Below are 20098 nucleotides of genomic sequence, written 5' to 3' on the forward strand. Positions count from 1 at the left end.
TGGAACTAAAATTAAAAGGATTTTTTAACAAAGCGGCCTAATAAAATTAGTCACAAAATTACTAGGAAGTCCAGTCTGTACGGTAAAGATAAACAGACCGGAACAAGTTTGGGTGAGCGATATTACCTATGTTGGGAAACGCACCAATCCAAGTTATCTAGTATTGATAACAGATGCCTATTCTAAGAAAATCGTAGGTTTTAATGTATCTAATAGTCTGAGCGTGGAAGGTTCTTTGCAAGCCGTAAGTATGGCTTTAAAAAATAGAAGTTATCAAAATGAGTCTCTAATCCATCATTCAGACAGAGGCTTACAATATTGTTCAAATGATTATCAAGCATTATTGAGCAAAAATGGCATTGAGACAAGTATGACAGAAAAATATGACCCTTATGAAAATGCAGTGGCAGAGCGCATAAATGGAATTTTAAAACAAGAATTTGACATAGCAAAATACGATTTGAATATAAAGGATAAGCTAAGACTAATCCAAGAAGCTATAATGATATACAACAATGAAAGACCACATCTATCCAATTATATGCTTACACCAGAAATGATGCACAAGCAAAATAATATAGAAATGAAAACTTATAAATCAAAAAAGCTGAACAATGAAGTCATTGTTCAGCTTTAAATATTAAATTTAATCCTTTATTAATCTGTATCGATTATTTAGGACTAGACATAATTTGATACTATATCCAAATTGACCAAGGAATCATATACAATATCGCTGCAAGAGCCAAGGTATAATAAATAGCCAAGGTTTTAAATTTTGGAGCAGAAGACAATTTCTTCTTATGTTTAGAGTAACCCATAGTAATCAAAATCACTGCGATAATCATCAATAAAGGATGCTCTACATTGTACAGTCGCATCATCTTATTCTTCATCACCAATGACATATCTACATTTTCTGAAAACCAAACTATTTTATCAGATACAAAAAACAAGACAAGTCCAATTAGCAATTGAAGGTGTGTACAAATCAAAGCAAATAAGGAAATTCTAAAATCTTTTGCCCCATAAGGCTTCTTGGTAAAGACCCCAATAAGTGCATTTATGGTAGCCAAAAACACTATTAAAACTACTAAATATGCCCAATACGAATGTAAAAAAAGAACTGCTCTATTCATTTTAAATATTTTTTAAGTGGTAAAGATAATTATTTGTATAAAAAAACCGCTACTTAACGTAGCGGTTTTTCAAGGTGATTATTTTATTACTCTTGTAGTACCCAAATGCCACCTTGCTTGATTACATATTGAGTTTCGGTACCGCTGCTGCCATCATAAATATCGTAAGTTACCGCATACTTTTGCCCTTCTTCTGCATTAGGATCCATATTGTCTAAGACTATATTTATTCCTTCTACAATCATTTCTACACTCCAGTATTTATTATTTCCTTCTCTTCTATCAAAGTTGGCGTAGTTACCCGCACTGTAAGCAGGATCTGGATAAGCATCCTCTAATCCAGCAGCTAGCAATGCAAAATCTGCAGGGGTTAAGGTATAGGCAATCGTGTTATCTGGAACCCAGATTTCTCCGTTATGACCAAACTGAAGTGAAGTTTCCATTACTTTTTTGTGTCCTATCCATGCTCCATCAGTATAGGTATAAGAATTACCGCTTAACACTGTTTCTTCTCCATTGTAGTAATTGTAGATCACAAACATTTGATCTTCTTCCTGCGCATAAGGATAGGTGTTCCCTAAGAAAGTTGGAATGTAGTTATTTGGATCTATAGAGCTACTAAAGTTATCATATTGTCCTGGTGCTCCCATCGCATCATAATCTAAAGGGCTTAAGAAATAAGCGTTATCTGCTAACTCCCAGTTACCTTCTGTATACATGAAGTACTTGGTTTCTGCATTGCTAGCTCCTGTAATTCCTACGGTTTTAACAAAAACATCTTCCACTCTCCATCTTCCAGCGTCAGTATCAGTAGAATTGTATTCTAAAGCTAAATGAATAGTCTCCCCTTCATAAGCCGTAAAATCATACTCTTCAGAAAGAATAAAGTCATTACTATCTCCCGCCGGAGTTGTTGTTAAACTAATTTCATCCCAAGTGGTAGAAGTTACATCTCCAGTATAATTTGTAGAAGCATAAATCTTCATAAAAGATACATCATTTGCATAATTGATCGCTTGGCTAATTTGGAATTTCAAATCGGTTTCATTGGTCAAGTCAATTTCTGGAGAAACTACCCAATCTTCATTTTCAACCTGTCCGTTATCAAAACCACTCGCTTGAATGTAATCGGTTTGAGCTTCCCATTCTTGAGCTCCTGTAACACTTACAGACGTCCAACCTTCAAAGCTATCTTGAAAATTATACTCTACCAAGCTAGCATAGCCTACTGTTGGCTCTTCTGTATATTGCTTGTATTTTGTTAATACGATTTGTCCTTCAGAAGGATTGCTAAAATTAGCTTCTAATACCGCTACTAAGTCGCTTTCTACATTAGTGTTTGGATAAAAACCATTTGCGTTATTTCCTAAACTTACATAGTCATCGTTGCTCAACTGATATTGTTCACTTTCTGCAAAATCACTCACTCCTTCAGCTTCACCTACATATAAGTTATATCCTACTAATGCGGTTGAACCTTTTCCCCAATAAGGAAATTTCTCAGCTAAAAATCCAGGAAGTAATTCTTTTGCTTCCTCTTCAGAGTTAAAGCTTCCAAAGCCTAAATCTAAAGCTTCGTAATCCTCATCTGTCAATACAAAATCTGCAGTTCCTGCAATATCAGAAGACTCCGCATTTGCGTCTAACTCCTCATATACATCATCCATAGGCTCACAACTAAAGAATGTGAATCCTAACAATAGCGTTAATAAATAAAATGTATTTTTCATTTTTCTGATTTTTTAAAATTTGATTTTTGCTCCTATTGTATACGTTCTTCCGAAACCATACCAAACTGAGGCATCCCCTGCAGAAGATAATGCTCCATCTCTAGCATCAGCAATGTACTCTGTATCTAATATATTGTTGATGTTTCCAATAATCGTAGCATCCAAAGCTCCTAATTTAAAGCCGTGTGTTAATCCTAAGTCAAGTAACCCATAAGCAGGAGTTTCCCATGCTTGCAAACTATTAGCAGAGGTTCTACTGTTAGGCTCAAAATCTGCGTAAAATTTATCGTAATAATTATAATCTAGTCTTAACGTAGTTCTTTCTAAAACGCTATAATCCAACCCTAAACCAAAGGTAGTTTGTGCAGCATCACCTACTTTTAAATCTTCAATATAGATATCAATCGTATTGACCAATTGTTGTTCGTCATCAAAAACCTGAACTCCCGTCACATCATCTTGCCAAGTCCAGTCTCCAATAGAAATCATTCCACGAAGCTTTAACTTATCAAATGGTTTGTAATCTACATCTAACTCTACACCTTGGTGAAGTGCATTAATCCCTAAGATGTTTGCACTACCAAAAGTACCATCTGGATTTTGAAAACTTCTGGTTAAGGTTCTATCTTTCCAGCTCGTTCTATATACGTTAAAGTTAACGCGTAAGTTTTCAGATCTAAATCCGTATCCTAATTCTGCACTAAATATTTTCTGATTTTCTGCCTCATCATTCACATCATTCTGATAGTTTAAGAAAATGGCGTTAAAGAAAGGAGCTCTTTCAAAATACCCCACATTAGCAAAAACATTATGATTATTATCAATATTGTAGTTGGCACCTCCTTTTGCACTGTACCCAAAGAACTTCACGAAATCTGTTTCTCTTTCTGAATCGCTATCTAGGTAGTTAAAGTAATCAATTCTTTTATAAGAAGTGTTTGAAGCTGCAACCGATATAAAAGCCGATAAATCGTCTTTAGAATATTCTACTTGAGCAAAGCCTCCGCCTCTCAATACAATACCATCGTTATAGAAACTCACATTATCTCCTACCTGCGCATTATTTACAGGATTGTTTATATTACTGTCGTCATTATAAAACTGACCTCCCAATAAATCTTTAACCTCTCTATAATGCTCTCCCTTATAATACCTTAAATCTATTCCTGCAAGTAAATCAATGTCTGAAGTAAGCTCTGTAGTTATAGTAGACAATGCACCATACCAGTTATGATTATTGATGTCTTCTGTAATTACACTTTCAGACCCTAAAGCCCCAAGTGCTTTGTTCTCCTCTACAATCTTATCAAAGTTAATAGGCTGAAACTCTCCACTACGATAGTCTGTACCTAATCCAAATTTGTTCACTCCAGAAGATCTACTTCCCGCACCTCTTCCAAAAGAAGCATAAACTGCGGTAGAAAGACTAGTTTTATCACTAATATTCCAATAATGGTTTAATGACATTTGTGGTTTATGGTAACGGTTTTCGTTGATGTTATACTCTTGTCCGTTTTTATAACCCCAATCGCGGTTGAATTTAGTTTCACGATCGTTACGACGAAAGTCTTCAATACTTTCTCTGTTTCTACGCTGACTGTGTACTTGTGGTGCTCCAAAAGCAGAAAAAGAAAGTTGGTGATCATCTCCAAAATCTTTAGATACATTTAAAAAGTAAGAATAACCTTCAAATGAGGTAGCATCAATAAAACCTCTTCCTGTTGTTTTTGAACCAGAAGCGGTAATTGCAAATCCGTTTTCTAATTTTCCTGTAGAAACGGTAGCTCCAAATTTCTGGTACCCGTCATTACCTGTAGTCGCGAAGAAGCTTCCTCCTTCTTTAGCATCTGTAGTTTTAGTAACAATGTTTACAGTACCTCCAATAGAAGGAACGGCAACTTTAGAAGCTCCTAAACCCCTTTGTACCTGCATCGTTCTGGTTACATCTGAAAGACCTGCCCAGTTACTCCAGTATACACGACCATTTTCCATACCGTTTACGGGTACTCCATTGATCATTACGGCAATGTTTTCTGAATTAAAACCACGAAGACGAAGTTCTGCATCTCCAAATCCACCTCCCTTTTTGGTAGCATAAACTCCCGGAGTAGATTTTAAGATTTCAGGAAATTCCTGGTTTCCTAATCTGTTTTCGATGTCTTTTGCTTTAATAGTAGAAACCGCAACTGGTGTTTTACGGTCTATCGCTAAAGAGAAACTGGTAATCACAATTTCGTCTAGCGCACTATCGTCTGCTTCTAAGACAATTTCTCCTAAGTTGACTGTTTTACCGTTAGCAACAGTAAATTCAATCTCTTTTTTAAGAAATCCAACATAAGAAATTACGATTTTACCCGAAGCATCTGCTACGTTTAAGGAAAAGTTTCCATCAAAATCTGTTGTTGTTCCATTACTAGTTCCAGCAACCATTACGTTAGCTCCTGGTAAAGGCGTTTTCATTTCAGAATCAGTAATCGTACCTTTTACAATACCCTGAGCGAAAAGAAAAGACGTTGAAAGCAACATCAAAACTAAAAATACATTTTTCATTTCTAAGACTTTTATTTGTTTTTTTTGTCGGGGCAAAATTAACAATAAAAAGTTTCTTTCATTAGGAAATACTTAACATTTATATTATTAAAATGTTAAGAAGTATTTTTGGAGCGGCACCACAATTTAGATGTTCTTAAACTTTACGTTATCTAACTCTGATTTTAGCGAGTCCATCTTTGCAAAATACATAGGCTTTAACGATTGTTCTAGCGGCTCTGAGCTTGGTAGGTTTTGTTTATAAGGATCTTCTTGCTTTCCATATACCCAAAAACGATAACATACATGCGGACCTGTTGCCAAACCAGTGCTACCCACAAAACCAATGACATCTCCCTGCTTTACACGCTGTCCTACTTTTGCATTTCGCTTAGACATATGTAAATATTGAGTGGTGTATTTATCGTTGTGACGCACTTTTACGTAATTACCATTTCCACGGGTGTAGCTAGATTTAATCACGACTCCATCTGCTGTAGACCAGATGGGAGTTCCTGTTGGAGCAGCATAATCTGTTCCTTTATGCGCTTTCCATCTTTTTTGAACGGGATGAAACCTTCTTTTGGTGTATCGAGATGAAATTCTCGAAAATTTTAAAGGAGCTTTTAAAAAGAAACTTTGTAGCATATTCGCTTTCTCATCGTAGAATTTAGGAAATCCGCTAAGGGAGTCTTTTCCATATTCAAAAGCATAATAAGGATTGTTGTAATGTGTTAATACCGCAGCTTCAATATTATCTAATCCTGCGTAAACGGTATCATTAATGTATTTTTCGTTGTAAATAATTTTAAACTGATCTCCTTTTTGAATCTTAAAAAAATCTATTTTCCACTGGTAAATATCAGCTAGTTTATCGGCTAATAAAATGCTTAGGCCTTCATTATCCATCGCTGCAGAGAGCGAAGAGGTAATCACCCCCGAGGCTATCTTTTTCTTAATCGTTACAGGCTTCTCATTCTTGATTATAGAAATACTGTCCTTAAAATTGACTACCGTATAATTAATACGGCTTTCTTCGTAGATAAAAGCTTGTACTTGCGCCAAAGAATCTTTCGACTTTAAAATGGTATACGATTTTCCTACATTGATTCTTGCAGGATCAAATTTAGCTTTCACCTTTTCTGCAATCTCAAAAACCTTTCCCCTACTTACACCGTGGGCATCCATAATGGCACCAAAACTATCTCCAGACCTCACCGTATCCCTATAGACTTCATAATCGTTTAGCGTAAAACCATACTCTTTAATGATTGGCTCAGGCCTAGGTTCTACTTCTTTTAGATCTTCTTTTGGAGTTTCATCTTGTTCACATCCAAAGCTTAAAAGCAATATAAGGAATAGAGATAGGTAAGGTAATTTTTTCAAGGGTGGGCGTTTATCGTTGTCAATATTTTATCAAAAATATTTAATGCTAATCTTTTACGCAACTATTAAACGCCTTTATTTATGACGAATGTTCGGCTAAGCCGTTTTAAATCTTTAAATCAAGTTTATTGCATGATAATTTGAAAAGGATTTTTTAATCCCTTGTACGCATCCAAGTCAGCTTCTAGTGCACCTATCGCAAGTTCCGCTTTAATTTTAACAGGTATTTTATTGTCGTCATCACTTACCCAAAGAGTAAGACTCTCTTCTTTCTTAAAAACCCTATCTGCTTGTACATAAGGTCTAAATTTTAGACAACGTACTTTCCCAAATTTAGTTTTCAACACTTCTCTTTTTAAGAATACCGTTTTAAATCGGTAATTTTCATCATCAAAAAATAAATCAAGAACAATCTCGTCTCCTTCTTTTATATTTTTACGGTCTATTTTATTCCTTAAGTAATAAAATACAGACAACATATCATGTACATTATTCTTGGTAGTAAAATCCTTTACCGTCTGGTGTTTATTATCGGTTACTTTGGCCGTATTGTTTTCTTGATCAAAAAGGATTTCTTTATCCTTGGTGTGTCCCCCTTCATTAATCTTTCTCACAAACTTTAAAGGCTGCCCAGTTTTTTTATTAATATAGGTTTGGTAATCGTCATCTACTTCAAAAAACAAATGCAATAATCCCGTAGACTTCCCTCTCCCCAACACATGATCTACCTCTTTATTATTTAAGATTTCATCCTTCACTTCTAAGGTTGCAAAGCTGGCATTAAACCAACCGTAATGAATTCTAAATTTAAACCATTCTCCAGCGTCATAGGCTTTTTTTGATTGCGCAAAAGCGGAAACACTAAACAAACAAATGACTATAAGTATAACAGATTTCTTCATAGGACATAACTTAAATGATTTCATAGCAACTAACCATTTACAATTTCTGTTCCAAAAGTAAGAAAACAAAAAGCCCCATCAAACTTAATGATGGGGCTTAGTGCTTATTAACCAACTAAAACTTAAATTTATGAAAAAAAATTTCCAAATTTACATCTCTAGTAACCACTCCAAAAATGCTGTGCAAAAGTACAGCAACTTGCAAGAGTAGACACCTAAAAATTAAACTTTAACTCTTTACGCTGTAAATTGCAACATAAAAATTTGTTTTAGTGACCATATTCTCTTTATTTAAGAACTAGTTCAAGGTTCCTCGCAATTCTTGCTCTCTTTCAATCGACTGAAATAGAGCCTTAAAGTTCCCTGCACCAAAACCTTTTGCTCCCATTCGCTGGATAATCTCAAAAAACAAGGTTGGCCTGTCTTGTAATGGCTTGGTAAAAATTTGTAATAGGTAACCTTCTTCATCGGCATCTACCATAATTCCCAAACTCTTTAATTTTTCCAAATCTTCATTGAGTTCGTGACTAAATTCCTCTAATCTTCCTGGGATGGCGGTATAATATTCTTCTGGCGGGGTAGATAAAAATTCTACTCCTCTAGATCTTAAGTCTGACACCGTTTTAAGGATATCATCTGTAGCTACAGCAACGTGTTGCACTCCAGGCCCTTCATAAAAATCTAAATACTCTTCAATCTGTGATTTTTTTGCTCCTTCTGCAGGTTCATTAATAGGAAACTTAATTCTTCCGTTTCCATTACTCATCACCTTACTCATTAAAGCAGAATATTCGGTATGAATTTGCTTGTCATCAAAAGAAAGGAAGTTGACAAAGCCCATTACGTCTTCGTACCATTTTACCCAAATGTCCATTTCATTCCAGCCTACATTTCCTACCATATGATCAATAAACTTTAGACCTACTGACTCTGGATTATAATCTGACTCCCATTTCACATAACCTGGCAAAAATGTTCCATTAAAGTTTTTACGCTCAATAAACATATGCACGGTTTCCCCGTAGGTATAAATACCCGCTTTTACAATCTCTCCATTCTCATCCTTGTCTACTGTTGGCTCTAAATAAGATTTAGCACCACGCTTAGTCGTTTCCTCATAAGCAGATCTAGCATCATCTACCCAAAGTGCTACCACTTTAACTCCGTCCCCATGCTTTACAATATGCTCATTAATTTTTTCTTTAGAATTTAAAGGAGAAGTAAGTACCAATCTAATCTTATCTTGCTGTAACACATAAGAAACGGTATCTCTACTTCCTGTCTCTAGTCCTTTATAAGCCATCGACTTAAACCCGAAAGCTGTTTTGTAAAAATGCGCTGCTTGTTTGGCATTCCCAACATACAACTCTATATAATCTGTTCCTAGAAGTGGCAAGAAATCTTGCGCGCCTTCAAATATTTTTTCTAATCCGTAATTTACTGATTCTACCTTCTTCTTACTCATTATTTTTATTTTTTAATTCGATTTATTTTTCCCTTCTAAGTATCCATTCCACACCTAATTTACCACATCGCTCTCGCTTGCGCGGAAGTGTATAGTTGTAACATTTCGTTATTCATGATTTTCGTCTAACCAAGATTTATGATAGGTATCATCCGCAATTTTCATTCCTTCTTCGGTTACTTGTAAAGGCTTAAACGTATCTACCATCACTGCAAGTTCTTCTGTTTCGGTTTGCCCGATGCTTCTCTCTACGGCTCCTGGATGCGGACCGTGAGGAATTCCTGCAGGATGTAAAGAAATATGTCCTGCCTCAATATCGTTTCTACTCATAAAGTCGCCATCTACATAATACAATACCTCATCGCTATCTATATTGCTGTGATTATAGGGCGCAGGAATAGATTCGGGGTGATAATCATATAATCTAGGACAGAAACTACACACTACAAACGTATCGGTTTCAAAAGTTTGGTGTACCGGTGGCGGTTGGTGAATTCTTCCCGTAATAGGTTCAAAATCGTGGATAGAAAAAGCATAAGGATAATTGTATCCATCATAACCTACCACATCAAAAGGATGCGTGGCGTAGGTCACTTCAAAGATTTCTCCTTGCTTTTTAATTTTCATTAAAAATTCTCCTTTTTCATCGTGAGCCTCCAACTCGTAAGGTCTTCTAAGGTCGCGTTCACAAAACGGAGAACTCTCCAGCAACTGTCCAAACCAGTTTCTATATCTTTTAGGCGTATAAATGGGACTCTTAGATTCTACGATAAAAAGCCGGTTGTTTTCATCATCAAATTCTATTTTATAAATCGTCCCTCTTGGGATGACAATATAATCCCCATATTTAAAATCTAAATTCCCGAATTGAGTTCTTAACTTCCCCGTACCTTTATGTATAAAAAGAAGTTCGTCTTCATCGGCATTCTTATAAAAGTAATCTTCCATAGATTCTTGCGGAGCCGCAAGCGCAATGGAACAATCAGAATTCATTAAGACTACCTTTCTACTTTCTAAATAATCTGGTGCAGGAACGGTTTGAAATCCGCGAAAGCGATACGACTTTATATTATTTTCTACGGCAATCTTTGGCTTGATGCTATAGGGCTCTTTTACGCTTTTTATTTGCGTGGGCCTATGCTCGTGGTACAGGTTGGTAGACATCCCATCAAAACCTACGGTTCCAAAAAGTTGCTCATAATATAAGTCTCCATTCTGTTTTTTAAAAATCGTATGGCGCTTGGGCGGTATTTTTCCTAATTTGTGATAAAATGGCATAACACATGTGCTTTTCACAAATATCGGAAATTTTTCTGTCCTATTGATTTTTGTAGGCTGGGTTTTTAGAAAATAAGGTTTTTAGCTGAAAAAAATGAATTTGAAGTTGAAATCGAAGGTAAAGTTGAAAAAGAAAATGAACGTGAAGTGGAAGTGGAAGGCGAAATTGAAGACTCTTTACACACTCCCTGCCCGAATGAATTCGTTCAGGCGGGCTAACCTCTTACTTCGGCTACGCTCAGCATATGCTTTTTTTAGAGGGGGGGGGGGGGGGGGGGAAATTATGGTAAACTTAAAATGCTTCTGATAGAATTAAGAGCGTGGGCAGAAACTGATATTGAAATTGAGAAAACTATTCTATCACCACTTTTATGGTTTTAAGCTCACCTTCTTTATTACCTACCACGGCAAAATAAATACCTGCAGAAAGATGCCTTGCATCGACACGTAACTCATTATCGCCTGGCTGCGAAACAACTTCATGAACTAGCTGCCCATGCAAATTGTATAATTTTAAATTAGCTTCTTGCACAGCACCAATGGTGAACTCTCCATCATTGGGATTAGGGTAAAGAAGTACTTGCGTATCTTTAAACGAATCTAGACCTAGGCTAGGTTCAAATTTTACTAGATAGGCGTTAAACACATTATAGTCTGTGTTAAAATTTCTTTCTAAGCTGGGCTGGTAAGCATTGTTTGTAGCGATACCGTTAGAACTTCCCGTTGTCCCATAAATATAAAATGCATCGTCCCCAATGGGAAGCACCCCACTTGCGCTTTCAATTTTATCTCCCCCATAATAGGTCCCCCATACACGTTCGCCTTGCTTGGTAAATTTAGCAATAAAATTATCCGTAAAACCATTAGCATTATAGGTTTCCTTAAAAGCACCAGCAGTAGCAATGCCCGTGGTACTCTGGGTAGAGGAAGTAAAATAAATATGATTGTCTAGGAAAGATACCATCTTACCAGAATAAGCAAAAATATTGTCAAAATCTATATCTTCTCCGCCATAGTAAGTGCCCCATTCTCGCTGACCGTAGATATCAAATTTTGCTAAAAAGGTATCAATACTACCTGCCAAAATGGTTTGGTGAGCCCCCGAAGAAGCAATATTATCTGTGCTGCTGGTAATACCGCCTAAATAGATTTCATTTTTATACACTTGTAAATCATAAATAACAGTCGATTCCTGAGCAGTATTGGGATTGCCATAATAAGTACTCCAAACCCTATTACCAATATCATTAAATTTAGTTAAGAAGCCACTACCTTGTTGTGATTGATGGGAATTGGGAGTGGCAAAGAACCCAGTACCTTCTTCCGTAGCTTGACCCGCCATATATACGCTCCCAAATTCATCTACTCCTACACCAATAGTGCCCGCAAAACCGTAATAGGTGCCCCATTCTCGATTTCCATGAGTATCAAATTTATTTAAATATCCATTGCCAACAAGTCCTCCATTCTCTTCCTCTGGAATAAGATAATCGGTTTGAAAAGTTCCCGAAGTGCTTATTCCAGTCGTACGAAAGGTTTTACCTGCAACATATATATTACCTTGTGCATCTGCAGTAATTGCAAATATTGAATTTGGAAAATATGTACCCCACTGCAACACCCCATTGGCATTAAATTTAGCTATAAACCCATTAGGATAATTTTCTCCGTTCTCGTTGGTAACGATAGTGGGTTGGAAAGCACCCGGCGTAGCGATACCCGTAGTACTACCAGTAAAGCCAGCCAAATAAATATTATTATTTGCGTCAATACTTATACCATTCGTTCTTACGCCTTGACCTCCATAAAATGTGGACCAAACCACCTCGCCATCTGGATCAAACTTGGTTAACATACAAATGGTAGAACCATCAATGCACTCTGTTTGATGCGCCCCAGAGGTCACAAAAGTATCTGAATAAGGAGATTCTGTATCCTGCACGGTGGTCGCTAAATAGACATTGCCTTCACTATCTTTTACCGCTCCCTCAGAAAAGGTGTAGTTACCTCCGTAATAAGTAGCCCAAGTTCGCTGTGTATTAAATTGTGCTTGGGTACCAAAAGAACAGATAAGAAATCCTAAGAGTATTCATAAAAAAGTAAATTTTTTCATGGGAGTGAGATTTTAATGAAAAGAGAAAACCAGTATTATGTCAGATTTACAGACACTTAAACACGATTATCATCCTAAAATTACGCTTTTTAAGCCACATTAACAAAATATTCTCAAATTAAAACTGCTTGGAACATTTGAAATTTCGTTTTTAAAAAATTTTTAAGTATTTATCCTGAAACTTTAAAGGAATCGAGAAAACTTTTTACACCCCCCCCTGGCCGAATGAATTCGTTCAGGCGGGCTAACCCTTTACTTCGGCTACGCTTAGCACAGGCTTTATTAGAGGGGAAAATTCATAGTGACTTTATAAAACAATTTAAACGTACTGCAAATTTGCAAAGCAATGCTTTTTAGAAATAATAACCTAAACTAAAAAACCATTCGCTTTCACCGCGTTCTGGGGAGTAGGTATATTTTAATTCTATGGGTCCCAAGATGGTCTCTAAGCCATAACCAAGAGCCAGTCCCGTAAAATCTGGTGTAGAAAGCAAATTACCGGTTTCGTATAAATCGTCTCCTACATTCGCTATGTTATAACTAGCAATGATGTGGTTTTTTTTTAAAAACTCATAATCTATATCAATTAATCCCTTTACATAACTGTCTCCAGCAATGCTTAGAAAATCGTACCCGTAGAAAGGAATCGTATTGTTGGTTTGCTGATTTCCATATCCGCCAAGAGAAAAATTAAGAAAAGTCATGTCATTATTTCCTATTCTATGCCCTGTTTCGGTTTGAAGCCTGACACTTATTTGGGATAACGGGCTAAATGCATAACCAATGCTACCTTTTGCAATAGAAAATTCTGAAAAATCAAAAGTAGATTTAGAATCGAATACATACAGGTGGAAGTCTCCTTTAAAGTAAACCCCCGAACTAGGAAAATAAGAGTTATCATACGTATCATAAGCGATGTATCCAAACGCGCTAAACAAGTTGCTTTGCTCCAAAATGGTAAACGGCAATTGCTCATCGGTGTCATTATCGATAATGGTTTCGGTCTCGATTCTAGAATATTTATGCTCTGCTCCCAACCCAAATTTGAAAAATTTCAAGAAAAAGGTTTCGGCATAAATCTGATTGGTAAAATCAAAGGTTTCTAACTCTACCTTATTTACATTATATTCCCCAATGTTAGCGTTTTGCTTTAAAAAATCAAAGTCTACATCTTTGTTGTATTGGTTGATTTGTGAATTCACTCCAATGCTCCAGTAATTTCCTTTGTCAATATAATATTGAAAGTCGTACCTAAAATTATCTCCCGCAATAAAATCTAAAGAAATAATATCATTGGTTAAGAACAAACTTTTCTTGGTGAGATTCACCAAAGCCGCACTTCTATACAACTCATCATAATGTAAGCCCAAGCGTAAAAAAGTATTGTTTTTATTTTCTGAAACCTTTAATTTTAAGTTATAGGTATTTTTAGAATTAGGCACCAAAGTATACTCAACACGCTTAAAATTTCCTGTAGCCGAAAGGGTGTTCACTCCCGTACTTAAATCTTCATAAGAGGTCTTGGCTTCGGTTTCTAATTTTAGTTTCCCCCGAATGTAATTTCTAGGGTAATCGTGATTCCCCGTAATTTCTATTTGATGAATGTAAACAGAATCCTGAAGCTTTACGGGTTCTCTTTCTTTAAAATGATTGGGACGTTGTCGTTTTGCCACAGCTTTTAATTCTTCAAATTTTAAATGGGCTGCCTGTTCCCCATTCTCTATGATTTTTTTTCCTTTCTCAAAAGAAAGCACCGAAAAGTTTACGATATCTGGCTTGATATACAAATCTGTTTTCTCCCGCTTCTCTTTCATATCGCCAATCGTTCTAAAATTATTAACCTGCGTCATAATTTCAAAAACAGATTGTAAATTCTCTCTTCCTACCAAGCTGTCTTGCACATCTACGCCAATAATAAAATCTGCGCCCCTGGCTTTTAATTCGTCAATGGGGTAATTATTGGCAATTCCACCATCACTCACCAACCTACCATCAATCTCTACCGGACTAAATAAAGTAGGAATGGCTCCACTTGCCGAAACGGCTTGCGCCAACGAGCCGCTTTCCAAAATAATAGCTTCTCCGGTTTCAATATTGGTTCCAATACAGAAAAAAGGAATGGGTAAGTTTTTAAAATTATGAATGTCGTTGACATGAACCGTAAGCTGAGAAATGAGGTTGTATAAATTTTGCCCCTTAGATAATCCTGAAGGAAAAGACAACTTAAAATTATCAAAAGGTAAGGTTAACGTATACCGCTCTGAATCTTTCCGCTCATAAAAAGTCTTCACATTTCTTGGAAGATCATCTTGTATTAAGGTATTAAAATTGGTTTCTCTAAAGATAGAATCCAATTGATGTGGCGTATATCCAGCAGCGTAAAGAGACCCTACAATCGCTCCCATACTGGTTCCTGCAATATAATCTACCCGAATTCCCGCTTTATCAATTTTTTTTAAGGCTCCAATATGTGCCAAACCTTTGGCTCCTCCTCCGCTTAAAACCAGGCCTACTTTTAAATCTTTTTGGGGTAGAGAATCTTGCTGCGCAAAAGCACTTCCTGCCATCAATAAGCATATATAAAACAGGATTCTCATTCGTTTTCCTTTTTTTTCTGATAATACTGAAACACCAAATTCCCTTTAGAAACTCCTACAATATCCACCAATTCTTTTTTACTGGCTTCGGTTATTCTTTTAATAGATCTAAACTGCTTCAATAATTCTACGGCTGTTTTTTCTCCAATGCCTGTAATAGATTCCAATTCAGTTCCTAAAGCGGCATTGCTTCGTTTATTTCTATGAAAGGTAATCCCAAAACGGTGCGCTTCATTCCTTAATTGCTGAATGATCTTTAAAGTTTCAGATTTTTTATCTAAATATAAAGGATATTGGTCTCCCGGATAGAATAATTCTTCCAAACGTTTGGCAATTCCTATAATGGCTATTTTTCCGCGTAAGCCTAAATCGTCTAATGCTTTTAAAGCCGATGATAATTGTCCTTTTCCGCCATCAATAATAATCAATTGCGGTAAAGGCTCTTCTTCGTTGAGCAATCTTTTATACCTTCTAAACACCACTTCTTCCATCGAGGCATAATCATCTGCACCCACTACGGTTTTAATGTTGAATTTACGATAATCGCGCTTGCTTGGTTTTCCGTTTTTAAACACCACACAAGCCGCAACAGGGTTACTTCCTTGAATGTTGGAGTTGTCAAAACATTCAATATGTCTAGGCTCCTCTTGTAATCGCAAATCTTTTTTCATCTGCGCCATCAATCGGTTGACGTGGCGGTCTGGATCTATAATTTTCATTTGCTTAAAACGATCTTGACGGAAGTATTTCGCGTTCCGTAAAGAAAGATCTACAATCGCTTTTTTATCTCCTAGCTTGGGTACGGTCACCTTAATATCTCCACCCAAATTAACAGGAAAGGGTACATAAATTTCTTTAGACTGCGAATTGAAGCGTTGTCGCATTTCAATAACCCCTAGCGCCAATAACACTTCATCGCTTTCATCCAACTTTTTCTTCATCTCAATGGTATGCGACCTGATGATGGAACCGTGAGAAAGCTGTAAAAAGTTAACGTAACCGTAGCCTTCATCGCTGGTCACCGAAAATACATCTACATTATTAATTTTTGGATTGACCACCGTAGATTTGGATTGGTATTTTTCTAAAACGTCTATTTTATCCTTTATTCGCTGTGCTTCTTCAAACTCCATCGCTTCGGCGTGCGTTTTCATTTGTTCTTTAAATTTCAGTAGCGAATCTTTAAAATCTCCCTTTACAATTTGCCGAATATGCTCGATGTTCTTCGTGTATTCTACTTCGTTTTGATAACCTTCACAAGGACCTTTGCAATTTCCTAAATGGTATTCTAAGCAGACTTTATATTTTCCTTGTTGTATTTTCTCTTCGGCGAGGTCATAATTGCACGTTCTTAATTGATATAAGCCTTTTATAAGCTCTAATAAGGTGTTGACGGTTTTAAAACTGGTGTAAGGACCGTAATATTCGCTCCCATCTTTAATTACTCTTCGGGTGGGAAAAACACGAGGAAAGCGTTCGTTCTTAATGCAAATCCAAGGATAGGTTTTGTCATCTTTAAGCAGCACGTTAAAACGAGGCTGGTATTTTTTAATCAGGTTGTTTTCTAAGAGTAAAGCATCGGTTTCAGAGTTAACTACAATGTGTTTTATATCGCGTATCTTCTTCACCATAACCCCAATACGGTGGCTATCGTGCTTTTTATTAAAGTAAGAAGTCACTCTCTTTTTAAGGTTCTTGGCTTTCCCTACATATAAAATTTTTCCGTTTTTATCGTAATATTGATACACCCCCGGACTCGAAGGAAGCGTTTTTAATTGTACCTCTAAAGATGCCTGCTCCATACCTTCAAAGATAAAGTATGTTTTATACTTTTAAAAGAAACTACGACTATCCTTAAAAACTATTTTTTATTAAACATTTTAGTTTATTTTTGGAGCCTTATTTCTTCAGATTTTTTTCATTTTTGAAGAAAACTTACGCTAGGCTTTTTGCTTTATAGATTTTTAATTAAATTAAATGATTATTAGCTTGCTAAAAATTTTATTATCCTAACCTCTATAGTGTTACATTTACCCCATGTATAAGAAAGAAAAAAAGATAATTGGCCGAAGTGATATCGTCAATTTTCCCGAATTACAACTCGAGGAAATCGCGATTAAAATTGATACCGGTGCCTATACGTCTTCTATTCACTGTAAAGACATTGTAGAAGAAAAAGGAATTCTTACATGTACTTTTCTAGACGAAGACCATCCGCAATACAACTCGATGGAGTTTACGTTTAAAGACTATAAAAAAATAACGGTAAGAAGCAGTAATGGCTTAGCCCAAAAACGCTACGAAGTAAAATCTACTATTCAACTATTTGGTAAGACCTATAAGATTTCACTCTCGTTAAACGACCGACAGGAGATGAGATTCCCTGTCCTTATCGGAAGAAAATTTCTAAATAATAAATTTATTGTAGATACCCAATTAAAAGACATATCCTTTCAACAACAAGATCAATAACACAATTATGAACATTAAAATACTATCCAGAAATACCAACCTATATTCTACCCGGCGTTTAGTAGAAGCGGCGAAAAGTAGAAAACACGACGTAGAGGTTATTGATCCACTTAAGTGCGATATCGTGATTGAAAAAAGAAATCCTAATATCTATTATAAAGGTGCATACATAGAAAATGTAGACGCCATTATTCCAAGAATTGGATCATCGGTGACGTTTTATGGTACGGCTGTAGTACGCCAATTTGAAATGATGGGCGCTTTTACTACTACCGAGTCTGAAGCTTTGGTAAGAAGTAGAGACAAATTAAGAAGTTTACAAGTATTGTCTCGTGCAAAAATAGGTTTACCCAAAACGGTTTTCACCAACTACTCTAGAGATGTAGAAGGGGTCATCAACCAAGTAGGAGGTACGCCCCTAGTCATCAAACTTTTAGAAGGAACACAAGGGGTTGGTGTGGTATTGGCCGAAACTAAGAACGCAGCAGAATCTGTAATTGAAGCTTTTAACGGCTTACAAGCCCGTGTAATCGTCCAAGAGTTTATCAAAGAAGCTAAAGGAGCCGACATTAGAGCTTTTGTAGTTGACGGTCACGTCGTAGGTGCGATGAAAAGACAAGGAAAAGAAGGAGAGTTTAGATCTAACTTGCACCGTGGTGGATCTGCGGAAGTGATTCAGCTCACCGATGAAGAAGAAATTGCAGCTGTAAAAGCTTGTAAAGCCATGGGATTAGGGGTTGCCGGAGTAGACTTGTTACAAAGTACACGCGGACCTTTAATTCTTGAGGTGAATTCTTCTCCGGGATTAGAAGGTATCGAAAAAGCTACTGGAAAAGACATCGCCAAAACCATTATTAGATACATCGAAAAAAACATTTAAACTGTATGGCTTACATCGATAAAAAGAATGTTCTTACTATTTTAGAACAGCGGGTTAAGCCAGGCGAAAGCGCTCGAATCAATTTTAATACCGCAAAACTTTTCACCACTAGTCCGGTAGAAGTGCCTATTATCATAGAGCGTTCAAAAAACCCAGGCCCCATTGTCTTACTTACCGCAGGAATTCACGGGGATGAAATCAATGGGATTGAAGTGGTGCGCCAAATTATTTCTAAAAAAATAAATAAAACCAAGAAGGGAACGGTAATCTGTATTCCTGTAGTGAACATCTTTGGGTTTCTCAATTTAAAACGAGAATTCCCCGATGGTCGCGATCTTAACAGAATGTTCCCAGGATCTCAAAAAGGAGCTTTGGCCAGCCGATTTGCGTATCAATTTGTACAAGAAATTTTACCGGTGGCAGATGTATGTTTAGATTTTCATACCGGCGGAGCTAGTCGTTTTAACGCTCCTCAAATTCGCGTTAGAAAAAATGATGAGGAGCTCATGAAATACGCTCAAATTTTTAACGCTCCGTTTACGGTGTACTCTGCGAACATCTCTAAATCCTTTAGAGATGCCTGCGCTAAAATGGGAAAACCTATTTTGTTATTTGAAGGAGGGAAGTCGCTCGACAGTAATGTAGACATTGCTAAAGAAGGCGTAAATGGCGTTATTCGCATCTTAGATCATCTAGAAATGCTTCAAGACCATATAGAAGTTCCTAAAAAAGAAAACAAGACTATTTTAATTGAACAGAGTAGCTGGGTGAGAGCCAAATACAGCGGACTCCTACATATTAAAGTGCCTATTGGGAAAGCGGTAGAAAAAGGAGAATACATTGCCATTATCACCGATCCCTATGGCGAGTTTAGACATAAAGTAAAATCTAACACTACAGGTTACATCATCAATGCCAATCAAGCGCCTATCGTATATCAAGGAGACGCCATTTTTCATATTTCCAAACATTCTTAAGTTGACCAAAAATCAAATCCGTAAAGTGTATAAAGCCAAAAGAGCCGCATTATCTTCTCAAGAGGTAGAAGAAAAAAGCATGGCAATTGCCAATCAGCTCTTATCTTTATCCGTTTGGGATTATCAATTTTATCATCTTTTTTTAAGTATTGCTTCCCACAAAGAGGTAGATACCGAGTTTATTCTTCACATCCTTAGCGGAAAAGATAAAAACATCGTCGTTTCTAAAAGTGATTTTAAAACCTTAGAAATGCAGCATTTTTTATTGACCGATTCCACACCCATAAAAGTAAATGACTGGGGGATTCCCGAGCCTCAAAACGGCATCGAAATTCAAGCTCAGCAATTAGAAATCGTGTTTATACCGCTTCTTGCATTTGACCTTAACGGAAATAGAATTGGCTACGGAAAAGGTTTTTACGATCGCTTTTTAGAAAACTGCTCCCCGAATGTCATCAAGATTGGACTTTCTTTCTTTGAAGCTGAAACACAAGCGATTCAAGCTTCTCCTCTAGATGTTCCTTTGGATTATTGCGTTACACCAGAGAAGGTGCATAAGTTTTAATAATAAGACCTAAGATAATAGACCTGCCCGTATCGAGACAATACGTTCGGGCGGGCCGCTGCGCT

General features: G+C 36.6%; 15 protein-coding genes. 5 read left to right on the plus strand and 10 right to left on the minus strand.

Annotated features, from left to right (window positions below):
• The first annotated feature begins 88 nt into the window (after positions 1-88).
• Positions 89-637, plus strand: a complete 549-nt coding sequence (locus RBU60_RS10860) for an IS3 family transposase (RefSeq protein WP_308865076.1) — start codon at positions 89-91, stop codon at positions 635-637.
• A gap of 61 nt (positions 638-698) precedes the next feature.
• Here RBU60_RS10860 and RBU60_RS10865 read toward each other — a convergent pair whose 3' ends face one another.
• From RBU60_RS10865 to uvrC, 10 genes are all read right to left on the minus strand, one after another.
• The gene (locus RBU60_RS10865) at positions 699-1139 is read right to left on the minus strand and encodes a hypothetical protein (protein ID WP_308865033.1); all 441 of its coding nucleotides are present in this window, start codon (positions 1137-1139) and stop codon (positions 699-701) included.
• 86 nt (positions 1140-1225) lie between these two features.
• Positions 1226-2869 (minus strand): choice-of-anchor J domain-containing protein, encoded by a 1644-nt coding sequence (locus tag RBU60_RS10870; RefSeq protein ID WP_308865035.1) that lies wholly within the window; start codon positions 2867-2869, stop codon positions 1226-1228.
• 12 nt (positions 2870-2881) lie between these two features.
• Complete coding sequence (locus tag RBU60_RS10875) at positions 2882-5419, minus strand: TonB-dependent receptor (RefSeq protein ID WP_308865037.1); 2538 nt, start codon at positions 5417-5419, stop codon at positions 2882-2884.
• A gap of 126 nt (positions 5420-5545) precedes the next feature.
• Entirely contained in the window at positions 5546-6784 is a 1239-nt protein-coding gene (locus tag RBU60_RS10880) for a M23 family metallopeptidase (RefSeq protein WP_308865038.1), read from the minus strand.
• A 125-nt stretch (positions 6785-6909) separates the two neighbouring features.
• Positions 6910-7686 carry a DUF3108 domain-containing protein gene (locus RBU60_RS10885; protein ID WP_308865040.1) on the minus strand — a complete coding sequence of 259 codons (777 nt, stop codon included), beginning with the start codon at positions 7684-7686 and terminating at the stop codon, positions 6910-6912.
• A gap of 298 nt (positions 7687-7984) precedes the next feature.
• Positions 7985-9151 carry a 4-hydroxyphenylpyruvate dioxygenase gene (gene hppD / locus RBU60_RS10890; RefSeq protein WP_308865042.1) on the minus strand — a complete coding sequence of 389 codons (1167 nt, stop codon included), beginning with the start codon at positions 9149-9151 and terminating at the stop codon, positions 7985-7987.
• Between the two features lie 108 nt (positions 9152-9259).
• Complete coding sequence (locus RBU60_RS10895; RefSeq protein WP_308865043.1) at positions 9260-10429, minus strand: homogentisate 1,2-dioxygenase; 1170 nt, start codon at positions 10427-10429, stop codon at positions 9260-9262.
• A gap of 352 nt (positions 10430-10781) precedes the next feature.
• Positions 10782-12371, minus strand: a complete 1590-nt coding sequence (locus RBU60_RS10900; protein ID WP_308865044.1) for a T9SS type A sorting domain-containing protein — start codon at positions 12369-12371, stop codon at positions 10782-10784.
• Between the two features lie 524 nt (positions 12372-12895).
• A complete protein-coding gene (locus RBU60_RS10905) occupies positions 12896-15139 on the minus strand; it encodes a patatin-like phospholipase family protein (RefSeq protein ID WP_308865046.1) in 2244 nt (747 codons plus the stop codon).
• Positions 15136-16941 (minus strand): excinuclease ABC subunit UvrC, encoded by a 1806-nt coding sequence (gene uvrC / locus RBU60_RS10910; RefSeq protein WP_308865047.1) that lies wholly within the window; start codon positions 16939-16941, stop codon positions 15136-15138. The genes RBU60_RS10905 and uvrC overlap by 4 nt, the downstream gene beginning before the upstream one ends.
• Before the next feature lie 235 nt (positions 16942-17176).
• On the opposite strand from uvrC, the gene RBU60_RS10915 reads away from it, so the two are divergent.
• Genes RBU60_RS10915 through RBU60_RS10930 form a run of 4 tightly spaced genes read left to right on the plus strand, consistent with a single transcriptional unit; the run spans position 17177 to position 20033 of the window.
• Positions 17177-17611: an ATP-dependent zinc protease family protein gene (locus RBU60_RS10915; protein WP_308865048.1), complete on the plus strand. Its 435-nt coding sequence runs from the start codon at positions 17177-17179 to the stop codon at positions 17609-17611.
• A gap of 7 nt (positions 17612-17618) precedes the next feature.
• A complete protein-coding gene (rimK, locus tag RBU60_RS10920; RefSeq protein WP_308865050.1) occupies positions 17619-18491 on the plus strand; it encodes a 30S ribosomal protein S6--L-glutamate ligase in 873 nt (290 codons plus the stop codon).
• Positions 18492-18496: 5 nt separating this feature from the next.
• A complete protein-coding gene (locus tag RBU60_RS10925; protein WP_308865051.1) occupies positions 18497-19468 on the plus strand; it encodes a succinylglutamate desuccinylase/aspartoacylase family protein in 972 nt (323 codons plus the stop codon).
• Between the two features lies 1 nt (position 19469).
• Positions 19470-20033 carry a 5-formyltetrahydrofolate cyclo-ligase gene (locus RBU60_RS10930; RefSeq protein WP_308865053.1) on the plus strand — a complete coding sequence of 188 codons (564 nt, stop codon included), beginning with the start codon at positions 19470-19472 and terminating at the stop codon, positions 20031-20033.
• Positions 20034-20098: the final 65 nt, after the last annotated feature.

The organism is Mesonia profundi (assembly GCF_031085155.1).
Lineage (GTDB): Bacteria > Bacteroidota > Bacteroidia > Flavobacteriales > Flavobacteriaceae > Mesonia > Mesonia profundi.

Excerpts from the sequence above, each read along its gene's own strand:
- uvrC (WP_308865047.1), bottom strand. The coding sequence starts at position 16,941 with ATGGAGCAGGCATCTTTAGAGGTACAATTAAAAACGCTTCCTTCGAGT.
- RBU60_RS10895 (WP_308865043.1), bottom strand. The coding sequence starts at position 10,429 with ATGCCATTTTATCACAAATTAGGAAAAATACCGCCCAAGCGCCATACG.
- RBU60_RS10885 (WP_308865040.1), bottom strand. The coding sequence starts at position 7,686 with ATGAAGAAATCTGTTATACTTATAGTCATTTGTTTGTTTAGTGTTTCC.
- RBU60_RS10915 (WP_308865048.1), top strand. The coding sequence starts at position 17,177 with ATGTATAAGAAAGAAAAAAAGATAATTGGCCGAAGTGATATCGTCAAT.
- rimK (WP_308865050.1), top strand. The coding sequence starts at position 17,619 with ATGAACATTAAAATACTATCCAGAAATACCAACCTATATTCTACCCGG.
- RBU60_RS10905 (WP_308865046.1), bottom strand. The coding sequence starts at position 15,139 with ATGAGAATCCTGTTTTATATATGCTTATTGATGGCAGGAAGTGCTTTT.
- RBU60_RS10865 (WP_308865033.1), bottom strand. The coding sequence starts at position 1,139 with ATGAATAGAGCAGTTCTTTTTTTACATTCGTATTGGGCATATTTAGTA.
- RBU60_RS10925 (WP_308865051.1), top strand. The coding sequence starts at position 18,497 with ATGGCTTACATCGATAAAAAGAATGTTCTTACTATTTTAGAACAGCGG.
- hppD (WP_308865042.1), bottom strand. The coding sequence starts at position 9,151 with ATGAGTAAGAAGAAGGTAGAATCAGTAAATTACGGATTAGAAAAAATA.
- RBU60_RS10870 (WP_308865035.1), bottom strand. The coding sequence starts at position 2,869 with ATGAAAAATACATTTTATTTATTAACGCTATTGTTAGGATTCACATTC.
- RBU60_RS10875 (WP_308865037.1), bottom strand. The coding sequence starts at position 5,419 with ATGAAAAATGTATTTTTAGTTTTGATGTTGCTTTCAACGTCTTTTCTT.